At 56.6% G+C, this 12,719-nt stretch carries 10 protein-coding genes and 1 pseudogene; 5 read left to right on the plus strand and 6 right to left on the minus strand.

Annotated elements, in window-relative coordinates:
- The 3 genes from DD606_RS21720 to ybaK all read left to right on the plus strand — a co-directional run.
- Positions 1–672 (plus strand): HAD-IC family P-type ATPase (locus tag DD606_RS21720; RefSeq protein WP_129259121.1); only part of this gene is annotated, 672 nt, incomplete at its 5' end.
- A 50-nt stretch (positions 673–722) separates the two neighbouring features.
- The gene (locus DD606_RS21725; protein ID WP_022650510.1) at positions 723–1,517 is read left to right on the plus strand and encodes a TraB/GumN family protein; all 795 of its coding nucleotides are present in this window, start codon (positions 723–725) and stop codon (positions 1,515–1,517) included.
- Positions 1,518–1,715: 198 nt separating this feature from the next.
- Positions 1,716–2,195 carry a Cys-tRNA(Pro)/Cys-tRNA(Cys) deacylase YbaK gene (gene ybaK, locus DD606_RS21730; RefSeq protein WP_003858950.1) on the plus strand — a complete coding sequence of 160 codons (480 nt, stop codon included), beginning with the start codon at positions 1,716–1,718 and terminating at the stop codon, positions 2,193–2,195.
- Positions 2,196–2,315: 120 nt separating this feature from the next.
- Here ybaK and ushA read toward each other — a convergent pair whose 3' ends face one another.
- On the minus strand, positions 2,316–3,968 hold the full coding sequence (gene ushA, locus DD606_RS21735; protein ID WP_022650509.1) for a bifunctional UDP-sugar hydrolase/5'-nucleotidase UshA: 1,653 nt from the start codon (positions 3,966–3,968) through the stop codon (positions 2,316–2,318).
- A 164-nt stretch (positions 3,969–4,132) separates the two neighbouring features.
- Between ushA and DD606_RS21740 the strand changes: the two genes are divergently transcribed.
- Together DD606_RS21740 and ybaL are read left to right on the plus strand one after the other, a co-directional pair.
- Positions 4,133–5,353, plus strand: a complete 1,221-nt coding sequence (locus DD606_RS21740) for an MFS transporter (protein ID WP_015571242.1) — start codon at positions 4,133–4,135, stop codon at positions 5,351–5,353.
- A 232-nt stretch (positions 5,354–5,585) separates the two neighbouring features.
- The gene (gene ybaL, locus DD606_RS21745) at positions 5,586–7,262 is read left to right on the plus strand and encodes a YbaL family putative K(+) efflux transporter (RefSeq protein WP_022650507.1); all 1,677 of its coding nucleotides are present in this window, start codon (positions 5,586–5,588) and stop codon (positions 7,260–7,262) included.
- Between the two features lie 93 nt (positions 7,263–7,355).
- Here ybaL and DD606_RS21750 read toward each other — a convergent pair whose 3' ends face one another.
- From DD606_RS21750 to recR, 5 genes and pseudogenes are all read right to left on the minus strand, one after another.
- Positions 7,356–8,660, minus strand: coding sequence for an inosine/guanosine kinase (locus DD606_RS21750; RefSeq protein WP_022650506.1), 1,305 nt, complete (start codon positions 8,658–8,660; stop codon positions 7,356–7,358).
- A 62-nt stretch (positions 8,661–8,722) separates the two neighbouring features.
- Positions 8,723–9,685, minus strand: a complete 963-nt coding sequence (gene hemH / locus DD606_RS21755) for a ferrochelatase (RefSeq protein ID WP_003858963.1) — start codon at positions 9,683–9,685, stop codon at positions 8,723–8,725.
- Positions 9,686–9,809: 124 nt separating this feature from the next.
- Entirely contained in the window at positions 9,810–10,454 is a 645-nt protein-coding gene (gene adk, locus DD606_RS21760) for an adenylate kinase (protein ID WP_006809841.1), read from the minus strand.
- Positions 10,455–10,649: 195 nt separating this feature from the next.
- Positions 10,650–12,524, minus strand: coding sequence for a molecular chaperone HtpG (gene htpG, locus DD606_RS21765; RefSeq protein WP_023315542.1), 1,875 nt, complete (start codon positions 12,522–12,524; stop codon positions 10,650–10,652).
- 110 nt (positions 12,525–12,634) lie between these two features.
- Positions 12,635–12,719: pseudogene (gene recR / locus DD606_RS21770) on the minus strand (recombination protein RecR); the annotation flags it as partial.

Raw genomic sequence — 12,719 nt, forward strand, 5'->3', positions numbered from 1 at the left:
GGCGTTGATACGTCCGCGCTGGACGCTGAGCTGAACGCGCAGGCCTCTCAGGGCGCGACGCCGGTTCTGCTGGCGAGGGATGGTCAGGTGGCGGCGCTGCTGGCCGTGCGCGATCCGTTACGCCAGGACAGCGTAGATGCCTTACAGCGCCTGCACCGCGCGGGCTATCGTCTGGTGATACTGACCGGGGACAACCCGACCACCGCTAACGCCATCGCCAAAGAAGCCGGTATTGATGAGGTGATCGCGGGCGTGCTGCCGGACGGCAAAGCGGACGCCATCAAGAACCTGCAAAGTCAGGGTCGCCAGGTGGCGATGGTGGGCGACGGCATCAACGACGCCCCGGCGCTGGCGCAGGCTGACGTAGGTATTGCGATGGGCGGCGGGAGCGATGTCGCCATTGAAACCGCGGCGATCACCCTGATGCGCCACAGCCTGATGGGCGTGGCGGACGCGCTGGCGATTTCGAAAGCCACGTTGCGCAACATGAAGCAGAACCTGCTGGGGGCGTTCGTCTATAACTCGCTCGGCATTCCGATTGCCGCCGGGATTTTGTGGCCGCTGACCGGTACCCTGCTGAACCCGGTTGTTGCGGGTGCGGCGATGGCGCTCTCGTCAATTACCGTGGTGAGCAACGCTAACCGTCTGCTGCGGTTTAAACCGAAGGATTGAACCTTGTACCCGTACGCGCTAGCATGAACCTTTCCGTTTATGGAGCGCGTATGGGTCTGTTTAATCGTATAAAAACATCGTTTCGCGCCCTTTTTCCCCGCCGTTATGCCTGGCCCGGTATGGATATTTCGCTTCCGGGCGGGCAGCATCTGCACCTGGTGGGAAGCATTCATATGGGCACGCAGGATATGTCCCCCCTGCCCTCCGGCCTGATTAAACTACTGAAGCGCGCCGACGCGCTGATCGTCGAAGCCGACATCTCCGGCCATGAATCGCCGTTTGCCGGGCTGGAAAGCGACCGCCCCCTGGCGGAACGTCTTAACGAGACGCAGTTGGCTGAGCTTACTCGTCTTGCGGATGAGACCGGCGTCTCGCTCTCAATGCTCGACACCCTGCCCCTGTGGCAAATTGCCATGGTGCTACAGGCCACCCAGGCGCAGCGCCTGGGGCTGCGCGGCGATTACGGTATCGATTATCAACTGCTGAATGCGGCAAGGGCGCGCAACCTGTCCGTTATTGAACTGGAAGGCACGGACAGCCAGATTGCGCTCCTTCGCCAGCTTCCCGATGACGGCAAGATGCTACTGGATGATACCCTGACCCACTGGCACACCAACGCGCGTCTGCTGCAAACGATGATTGGCTGGTGGCTGGATGCGCCGCCCGCAGACGGTAAGCTGGCGTTACCGTCGACGTTCAGTGAATCGTTGTATGATGTGCTGATGAACGCGCGCAACCAGGCGTGGCGGGAGACGCTATATGCCCTGCCTGCCGGTCGTTATGTTGTCGCGGTTGGCGCGTTGCATTTGTACGGAGAAGGGAATTTGCCGTCGCTGCTGAAATAAAAAAATGGCCAATATTTCTATTGGCCCGTCAAAGAGGAATTTCATCGTTTTTATTATACCGAAGTGACCTTCGGCTACGCCGATTGTCGCTCAAAGTAACCATCACTGCCAATACTATTGCGCAAGATGGTGCTATTTTTTAGACAAACGTCAGGCGTATGCTGCTGGCATGAATCGTCTGTCGTAAGAAGGATAGCCATGACTCCCGCCGTTAAATTACTCGAAAAAAACAAAATTTCTTTCCGGATCCACACCTACGATCACGATCCGAACGAAACCAACTTTGGTGATGAAGTGGTGCGCAAGCTGGGGCTGAACGCGGACCAGGTCTACAAAACGCTGCTGGTCGCGGTGAACGGCGATATGAAGCACCTCGCTGTGGCAGTGACGCCCGTCGCCGGACAGCTTGATCTGAAGAAAGTGGCCAAAGCGCTGGGAGCGAAAAAGGTCGATATGGCAGACCCGATGGTTGCGCAACGCACAACGGGTTATCTGGTCGGCGGGATCAGCCCGCTCGGTCAGAAAAAGCGTCTGCCCACGCTGATCGATGCGCCTTCGCAAGAATTTGAAACGATCTATATTTCTGGCGGCAAACGCGGGCTGGATATCGAACTGTCCGCAGGCGATCTGGCGAAAATGCTGGACGCGAAATTTGCGGATATTGCGCGCCGGGATTGAGAAAATTGCCCGGTGGCGCTGCGAGGTAAAAGCAAAACGGTAACAGGCGTTACCGTTTTTTGTGTTCGCGCCCTCTCCCGGTGGGAGAGGGTTGGGGTGAGGGCATCAGGCCGCACAACACTACTGCCAGCTCACCTCACCTTTCGGCTCATACGCGTTCACGTCAATCGGTGAATTTTGCTGGATAAACTGCTTCAACACTTCCGCATCAATAAACCCGGTATTTACATAGCCCGGTTTGTTATCGATATGCGGATAGCCGTCGCCGCCGGTGGCGTTAAAGCTTAACGTTGCCAGGCGGTAGGTTTTCGCCGTATCAACCGGTTCGCCTTTGATTTTGAGATCGTTGAGCTTACCGTCCTTCGCGACGAAGCTGACGTTAGCAAACTGCGGATACGCCCCGGAATCTGGCTTCATCTGCGCCACGGCGGTCAGGTAGTCAATCACCTCCTTCCCGCTCATGTCCGCATAGACCACCACGTTGCCAAACGGCTGCACTTTGAGCACGTCTTTATAGGTGATGTCTCCGCCTTCGATGGAGTCACGAATACCGCCGCCGCTCATCACGGCGAAATCCGCATTCGTGCGCGCCATCTGCGCGGCCAGCACCAGACGCCCCATGTTGGTCTGCACGAAGCGGACTTTGCTGCGGTCTCCTTCCAGTCGCCCGTTAAGCGTGCCAATCTTCACGTCCAGCTGCGCTTTCCCTTTGCTCTGGAACGGCGTCAGCAGAGAGAGCATCTGCTGGTTTTCAGCGATCTCTGGCGTGTAGAGTACCCGCTCGCTTTTGCCGTCCGGGTAGGTCACTTTCTTCTTCAGGTTGACCGGGATGAGCTGATAGTGCACCAGCTTCATCTCGCCGTTACGGAATTCGAAATCCGCGCGGCCAACGTATTTACCCCACTCGTGGGCCTGTACAATCCAGATCCCGTTCTGACGATCCGGCGCGCACGGCGTGCCGGGCACATAATCTACCTGCTTTTTATTCTCAGAAGCCATGCAGACCGGATCCTGCGAATGACCGCCCACAATCATGGCCAGCGAGCCCGCAGGAAGGCTGCGCGCCATCTCCACGTCGCCCGGCGCGTTAGAGCCGTGCTGACCGTTGTCGTAATGCCCCATGTGGGTGGTCGCGATAATCACATCCGGTTTTTCATTCTGCTGCAACTCCTGGATCACCAGCTTCGCTTCGTCCGCCGGTTTACGGAATTCGATGTCGGTGAAAAATTCAGGGTTGCCAATTTTGGCCGTATCGTCGGTGGTTAAGCCGATGACCGCGATCTTCAGATCCTGACGCTTGAACAGCGCCCACGGTTTAAACAAGCGCTCGCCGGTGCTTTTCTGATAAATATTGGCGGAAAGGAACGGGAATTTGGACCACTTCTCCTGCTGGCGCAACACGCTCAGCGGATTATCAAACTCGTGGTTTCCGACCGCCATCGCATCGTAACCAATTAAATTCATGCCGCGGAAATCAGGCTCGGCATCCTGCAAATCAGATTCCGGTACGCCGGTATTAATATCCCCGCCCGACAGCAACAGCACGCTGCCGCCCTGGGCCGCGACCTCTTTACGAATGCCGTCCACCAGCGTTTTTTGCGCCGCCAGGCCATATTCACCGTATTCGCTGCGCCAGAAATGGCCGTGATGATCGTTAGTATGCAGAATGGTAATTTTATAGGTTTTATCTTTTTCATACGCCTGCGCGGGCAGGCTTGTTAGCCCCCATGCGGCGATGAGCGCCAGCGCGACGCCACGCTTCATTAACTTCATCTTCTCTCTCCCTGACTCATAGACAAACGCAAAAATTACAGTGACTCACAAGAATAGACAAATAAGTTTTCAGAATTGCGACTTTCTTCAAATGTCACGGACGGGTATGTTAGTCGGATAATAATTACTCCCTGCATCTCTAATAACAAATCGACGTGGTATTTATGGCAATCAGTGAATCAACCCAGCCCGTCCAGGGCGCTCCGGCGTCGCCGCCGAAATCGCGCACTTCCTTTAAAGTATTAGGCGCAATCAGTCTCTCTCATCTGCTCAACGACATGATCCAGTCGCTGATTCTGGCGATCTACCCGCTGTTGCAGTCTGAGTTCTCATTAACCTTCGTGCAGATCGGAATGATCACCCTGACCTTCCAGCTGGCCTCTTCGCTGCTACAGCCGGTGGTGGGCTACTGGACGGACAAATACCCGATGCCATGGTCGCTGCCCATTGGGATGTGCTTCACCCTGAGCGGGCTAGTGCTGCTGGCCATGGCGGGCAGCTTTGAGGCGGTACTGGTTGCCGCGGCGCTGGTGGGAACCGGTTCATCGGTGTTCCATCCGGAATCGTCCCGCGTGGCGCGTATGGCCTCCGGCGGACGCCACGGGCTGGCGCAATCTCTGTTCCAGGTGGGGGGGAACTTTGGTAGCTCCCTCGGTCCTCTGCTGGCGGCGGTGATTATCGCGCCCTACGGTAAAGGCAACGTGGCGTGGTTTGTGCTGGCCGCGCTGCTGGCGATTGTCGTCCTGGCGCAAATCAGCCGCTGGTATGCCGCGCAGCATCGCGTAAATAAGGGAAAACCTGCCGCGAAGATAACCAACCCCCTTCCGCGCAATAAGGTGATCCTTGCCGTCAGCGTGCTGCTGGTGCTGATTTTCTCGAAATATTTTTATATGGCGAGCATCAGCAGCTATTACACCTTCTATCTGATGCAAAAATTCGGATTATCGGTACAAAACGCCCAGTTCCACCTCTTTGCTTTCCTGTTTGCGGTGGCGGCAGGCACGGTGATTGGCGGCCCTGTGGGGGATAAAATCGGACGTAAGTATGTGATTTGGGGCTCTATCCTCGGCGTTGCGCCGTTTACGCTTGTTTTACCGTACGCAACGCTGGAATGGACCGGAATATTGACGGTGATTATTGGTTTTATTCTCGCGTCGGCGTTTTCAGCCATTCTGGTCTATGCGCAGGAACTGCTGCCGGGACGTATCGGTATGGTTTCCGGCCTCTTTTTCGGTTTTGCCTTTGGCATGGGCGGCCTTGGCGCAGCCGTGTTAGGGATGGTTGCAGACCACACCAGCATCTTCCTGGTCTATAAAATCTGCGCTTTCCTGCCACTTCTGGGGATGTTGACCATATTCCTGCCTGACAACCGCCATAAAGCGTAACTTCACGGCTGCCAAAGTTAAACTTTGGCAGCCGGATAACCTGATGTCATAAGGCTTTCCTCTCCCTCCCCTCAGCAAATTTATCAAAATCTGCCTTTTTTCATGCTTATTGCCTTTTTATTGTGTTTTCAACAATTATTCATAAACATAAGCGTAAAAATTGTCATAAACTATTAATCGGCTTTTTGGTATTTGCACCAAAAATGGATCACCCATCGCAAAAGGAGACGGAATGCACCACGCCACACCGCTTATCACCACCATTGTTGGTGGACTTGTGCTCGCTTTTATTCTCGGCATGATTGCCAATAAACTGCGTATTTCGCCCCTGGTAGGCTATTTGCTGGCGGGCGTGCTGGCAGGGCCCTTTACGCCGGGTTTTGTCGCAGATACCAAACTGGCGCCTGAGCTGGCGGAATTAGGCGTGATCCTGCTGATGTTTGGCGTCGGGCTGCATTTTTCCCTGAAGGATCTGATGGCGGTAAAGTCGATCGCCATACCGGGAGCGATCGCCCAGATAGGGGTGGCGACGCTGCTGGGCATGGCGCTTTCGGCGGTGCTGGGCTGGTCAATCATGACCGGTATCGTATTTGGGCTGTGTCTTTCAACCGCCAGTACCGTGGTGCTGCTGCGCGCGCTTGAAGAGAGGCAGCTGATAGACAGCCAGCGCGGGCAAATCGCGATAGGCTGGCTGATTGTTGAAGATCTGGTAATGGTGTTGACGCTGGTTCTGCTGCCCGCCGTCGCCGGGATGATGGAAAAAGAGAATATCGGCTTCGCCTCGCTGGCACTGGATATGAGCATTACCATCGGTAAGGTTGTGGCGTTTATCGCCATCATGATGCTGGTGGGCCGCCGTCTGGTGCCGTGGATCATGTCCCGCAGCGCCGCCACGGGCTCGCGTGAACTGTTCACGCTTTCAGTCCTTGCGCTGGCGCTGGGCATTGCCTTTGGCGCCGTCGAGCTGTTTGACGTCTCCTTTGCGCTGGGCGCGTTCTTCGCCGGGATGGTGCTGAACGAGTCCGAGCTGAGCCACCGCGCCGCGCACGATACCCTGCCGCTACGTGATGCATTCGCGGTGCTGTTCTTCGTCTCCGTCGGGATGCTGTTCGACCCGTTGATCCTCATCCAGCAGCCGCTGGCCGTGCTGGGTACGCTGGCAATCATCATCTTTGGTAAGTCCGTTGCCGCCTTCTTCCTGGTGCGGATGTTCGGTCACTCGCCGCGCACGGCGCTGACCATCGCCGCCAGCCTGGCGCAGATTGGCGAGTTCGCCTTTATTCTTGCCGGTCTGGGGATGGCCCTGAACCTGCTCCCACAGGCTGGGCAAAATCTGGTGCTGGCGGGGGCGATCCTCTCCATCATGTTGAACCCGGTATTGTTTGCCCTGCTGGAGAAATATCTCGAGAAGACCGAAACCCTCGAAGAGCTGACGCTGGAAGAGGCGACAGAAGAAGAGAAACAGATCCCGGTGGATATCTGCAACCACGCGCTGCTGGTCGGTTTTGGCCGCGTCGGCAGCCTGCTGGGTGAAAAACTGATGGCTCAGGGCATTCCACTTGTAGTGATTGAAACGTCACGCACCCGCGTCGACGAACTTCGCGAGCGTGGCATCCGCGCGGTGCTGGGCAACGCGGCTAACGAAGAGATTATGAATCTGGCGCATCTGGACTGCGCTCGCTGGCTGCTGCTCACTATCCCGAACGGTTACGAGGCTGGCGAGATTGTCGCCACAGCCCGTGAAAAATGCCCGCATATCGAAATCATTGCCCGCGCCCATTATGATGACGAAGTGGAGTACATCACCGAGCGCGGCGCGAATCAGGTGGTGATGGGTGAGCGTGAGATTGCGAATACGATGCTGACAATGCTGACGAAACCGCCGGTTGAAGAGGCAGTAACGGGGTAAGTTTTGTGCTGCCTGATGCCCTCACCCTGACCCTCTCCCGCAGGGAGAGGGAACAAACACTAAAAACGGCAACCACAGGTTGCCGTTTTACTTTTACCTGTCCCAATAAGCCTCTTCGAGGCTGTCTTCCCGTTCCGGCAGCCCCCGCGTTAAGCGCGGAGAATGCTGGTTCAGCACCTGATAACTCACGCGGTTCGCGTACTTACACACCTGCGCCAGCGAGGAATAGGTCAGCCAGTCGAAGGTATGTTTGCTGGAATTCGGCACGTTGGTTTTGTGGTAGGCGTTGGCGGTAATGTCGTGCAGCAGCGCGGCCAGCGCGCCGTCGCCCGCGCCGTTGGTGTTCATGATCTTCTCAGGGCCACCCATATACGGTGCGATGTGAGAGAAGATGCGCAGCGGGTTGATGCAGTCTTTATGACGCATAGCGCGGCTGAACTCGTACTGGTTAAATTCGGCGATTGCGCCCGGCAGCAGCGGGTGCTGGGTTTTACGCTTGCTCTCTTCTTCCGTGAAGCCCGCCATGTACAGCCCGACCGGCCCGGCGGTGCAGAGCACCAGGTCCACCCAGTCCAGCGCCTTATCAGACGCCAGCAGCGGATCGCTTTCACCGGTCAGCGCTTCGGCTTCTTCTTCATTCATCGCCAGAATCGAGACGTGTTCTTTCAGGAAGGCCTGCCACCACTCCGGGTTGTCGGCAATGACGAATTTGGTGCCCAGCGTCAGAACCACAGGCACGTTGTATTTCTTCGCGTACTCAATTGCCTTCATGGTTGCGTCCGGCATTGGTTCGCCCGGCTTGCAGCGCACCAGATAGGAGGTCAGTACCAGCGCAGACGCGCCCGCGATCACCTCTTCCGGGATACTTTCAGCGCGCAGCTTATTCATATGGCCGGGGCTGATGGCAAAGGTACGCTCGCCGGAATCGCTTATCAGCGTAAAGCAGCGGCCAATCGGCCCGTCAACGCCCTGTAAATAGTTCAGATCGGTGCGGCTGGAGGTATTGCACAGGTAGCGGTAGGCGTAGCCACCGATTTCGATATTGCTGCACATCACGCCAAGCAGCACCGAGCGGTCGTCTGCCAGTACGGAGTAGTTGTGCATGGTGTTGCCGATAGTGCCGCCGGCAAACTGGTGGGTGATAAGATTTTCGCGCACCAGCTCCTGATACAGCGCTTCAGCAACGTCATCCTCAATCACCAGCGAGTGCCCGGCGCTCAGACCGTAACGAGCGACAAACGCATCATCCACTTTGGCTTCAATGTCCACCAGCGTCTGATCGATACCGACCACCCAGGCAGCGCTGGTTTCGCTTTCCTGCTGAATTTGCTGTAACAGCGGATCGCGGGCATCGACGGGGAAATAGTGTTTGGACTTACGTTTACCGGGAAATTTCATGGTCTGAACTGTGCAAAGAATACGGGCCGGGAATGGTAGCACAAACCCGGCCCGTAACGCGATCAGCGGCGGGTGGTGACCAGTGACACCATCATGTCGATGTGTTCAGGGGAGTCGTTAAGCGCAGGAATGTATTCGTATTTTGTTCCGCCCGCCTCCATAAAGAACTCTTTGTTCTGGACGGCAATTTCTTCCAGCGTTTCCAGACAGTCCGCCGAGAAGCCCGGCGACATCACCTGAATGTGCTTCACGCCCTTCTCGCCCAGCATTTTTAGCGTTTCATCAGTATACGGGGTCAGCCAAGGTTCACGGCCGAAGCGCGACTGGAAGGTCATCATCACCTTCTCAGGCGGCAGGCCGAGGGCGGAGACCAGCTCGCGGGTGGTATCGCGGCAACGCTGGGGGTAATCGTCCCCTTCGTTCGCGAAACGCTGCGGAATACCGTGATAGGAGAGCAGCAGCAGATCCGGCTCGCCGTGTTTTTCAAACGACGCGCGCACGCTGCTGGCAAGCGCCTGAATGTACAGCTCGTTATCGGCGTAGTCGCGGATAAAGGTGATACCCGGTATACGGCGGCGGGTCGCCAGAATGCGCCCCAGTTCGTCCCAGACGGCAGCTACCGTGGAGCACGAATACTGCGGATATAGAGCCAGCACCACAATGTGTTCAACGCCCTGCGCCAGCAGAGAGTCAACGGCGCTTTCCAGGGACGGCTTACCGTAGCTCATGCCGAGCGCAACGGGCATGTCCGGCAGGCGGGCGGCCAGCGCCTTCTCCTGACGACGGCTGTACACCATCAGCGGCGAGCCCTCTTCCATCCACACGGACTGATAGAGCTTTGCCACACGCGGGGAACGAATCGGCAGAATGACGCCACGCAGCAGTGGCCACCACAGCAGTCTTGGGGTATCCACGACGCGCGTGTCGCTTAAAAATTGTCGCAGGTAGCGTTTTACCGCCGCTGGAGTAGGTGCTTCTGGGGTGCCCAGATTGGCAAGCAGGATGCCGGTTTTCGCCTGACTCATTCACGCCTCTTAACCATTTGATAGGCTGTCAATTGTAGCGGAAATGCGTTTAAACGAAACCCATTGCTGCAATAGGTAAGATGAGAATTTTTCTCACCCGGGGCTCCGGGTGAGAGAGGTGCGCTTAGCCGAGAATTTTTTCCAGCTCTGCACGTACGTCAGCCACGGCTTTGGTGCCGTCCACTTTCGCGTATTTGGTGTTACCCGCCTGCGCTTCTTTGGTGTAGTAGCCGATCAGCGGTGCGGTCATCTGATGGTATTCCACCAGGCGTTTACGCACGGTTTCTTCCTGATCGTCTTTACGGGTGGTCAGCTCTTCGCCGGTCACGTCGTCTTTGCCTTCAACCTTAGGTGGGTTGAATTTAATGTGGTAAACGCGGCCAGAAGCAGCGTGTACGCGACGGCCAACGATACGGTCAACGATCAGCTCGTCCGGTACGTCGAACTCCAGCACGTAATCCACGTTGATGCCCGCTTCTTTCATGGCGTCAGCCTGAGGAATGGTGCGCGGGAAGCCGTCCAGCAGGAAACCATTGCGGCAGTCTTCCTGAGCAATGCGCTCTTTTACCAGCGCGATAACCAGTTCGTCGGTCACCAGCTTGCCTGCGTCCATGATGTCTTTAGCTTGTTTGCCCAGCTCGGAGCCAGATTTAACAGCGGCACGCAGCATGTCACCAGTAGAGATTTGCGGAATACCGTATTTCTCCATGATGAACTGAGCCTGAGTTCCCTTACCCGCGCCCGGAGCGCCAAGCAGAATAATACGCATTGCGAAAATCCCCTCAAATGTCGATTCAATTTTTCAAAAGCGCTAAACAATACCACCAGAACGGGTATCGCTCAAGGAAGGCGGGGAGGCTGAAACGGTTAATGAGGGGAGATAATTTGGGAGAGTGCGGTCTGGTGCCCTCACCCCGGCCCTCTCCCACAGGGAGAGGGAGAAGACCAGGGGAGACGTGGTCAGTTACGCCAGCAGCAGCGCATTCACACGTTTAATGAACAGGTTAGGATCTTCCAGCGTACCGCGCTCGGCCAGCAGGGACTGATCCAGCAGCAGTTCAACCCACTCCGCAAAGCGGGCGTCGTCCTGGGTATCCGCCGCGCGTTTCACCAGCGGGTGATCCGGATTAAGCTCAAAGATATATTTCACATCCGGCACGGCCTGGCCCGCCGCAGCGAACAGTTTCGCCATCTGGGTGCTCATTTCGTCCGCATCGGTGGTGACAATGGCTGGCGTATCGGTCAGACGGTGCGTGAAGCGCACCTCTTTCACGCGGTCACCCAGCAGGGTTTTCACGCGCTCAATGAACGGCTCCAGCGCCTTCTCGGCTTCTTTCGCGCTTTCGTCCACTTCATCTGCCAGCTTGTCGATGGACTCGTCAGCTTTGGCAACGGACTGGAACGCCTTACCGTCGAACTCGGTCAGGTAGTTCATCATCCATTCGTCGATGCGGTCAGACAGCAGCAGCACTTCGATGCCTTTCTTACGCAGCAGCTCCAGGTGCGGGCTGCTCTTCGCTGCCGCATAGCTGTCGGCGGTGATGTAGTAGATCTTCTCCTGCCCTTCTTTCATGCGGGAGACGTACTCTTCCAGCGACACGGTCTGGGCGGAGGAGTCGTTGTGCGTAGAGGCGAAGCGCAGCAGTTTAGCGATAGCTTCCACATTCGCGGTGTCTTCCGCCGGACCTTCTTTCAGCACCAGGCCAAACTGTTTCCAGAAGGTCTGGTATTTTTCCGCATCGTCCTTCGCCAGTTTTTCCAGCATCTGCAACGCACGTTTGGTCAGGGCGTTACGCAGGTTACGGGTGACGGTGCTGTCCTGAAGGATTTCACGCGAGACGTTCAGCGGCAGGTCGTTGGAATCAATCAGGCCGCGCACAAAGCGCAGATAGTTCGGCATGAACTGCTCGGCGTCGTCCATGATGAACACGCGCTGCACGTACAGCTTCAGGCCATGCTTGTGATCGCGGTTCCACATGTCCCACGGCGCCTGTGCCGGGATGTACAGCAGGCTGGTGTACTCCTGCTTACCTTCCACACGGTTGTGGCTCCAGGTCAGCGGGTCGGTAAAGTCGTGGGCGATGTGCTTGTAGAATTCGTTGTACTCGTCGTCTTTAATTTCAGCTTTGTTACGCGTCCACAGCGCCTGCGCCTTGTTGATTTTCTCCCAGGAAACCACGGTTTCGCCGTCTTTCTCTTCCTGTTTTTCAATCTCAACCGGCAGCGCGATGTGGTCGGAATACTTGCTGATGATGGAGCGTACGCGCCAGTCGTTCAGGAAATCGTCTTCGCCTTCACGCAGGTGCAGGGTGATTTCGGTGCCGCGATCCGCTTTGGTGATGTCATCAACGGTGTACTCGCCTTCCCCTTTGGATTCCCACAGCACGCCGTTCTCGGCGCTGTCGCCCGCGGCGCGAGTGCGCACGGTGACTTTGTCCGCCACGATGAACGCCGAGTAGAAGCCTACGCCGAACTGACCAATCAGCTGGCTGTCTTTCGCCTGGTCAGAGCCCATGGACTCAAGGAACGCTTTGGTGCCGGATTTGGCGATGGTCCCGAGGTGGTCGATCACCTCGTCGCGGTTCATCCCGATGCCGTTATCGGCAATCGTCAGGGTGCGGTTCTCTTTATTGAACGAGACGCGCACGCGCAGTTCGCCGTCGCCTTCATACAGATCCGGGTTAGACAGCGCGCGGAAGCGCAGCTTGTCCGCCGCATCGGAGGCGTTGGAAATCAGCTCACGCAGGAAAATTTCTTTGTTGGAATACAGGGAATGGATCATCAGGTGCAGAAGCTGTTTTACTTCTGACTGGAAACCACGGGTTTCTTGTCCTTTCATCTAAGTCGACCTCAACAATGCCATTTAATGGGGTTGTAAAACGTTGAGTGAGAGATGGGGATAAGGGGGGAAATTTTCAAGCGGAGGCCGCGCGCGCAGCCTCCGTTTGGTCAGAAAATAATCTTGTGACGTCCGGCCAGCGAGTGCGACAGCGTGGTGCCGTCGACCATCTCCAGCTCACCGCCGACCGGCACG

The organism is Enterobacter cloacae complex sp. GF14B (assembly GCF_004136805.1).
Lineage (GTDB): Bacteria > Pseudomonadota > Gammaproteobacteria > Enterobacterales > Enterobacteriaceae > Enterobacter > Enterobacter hormaechei_C.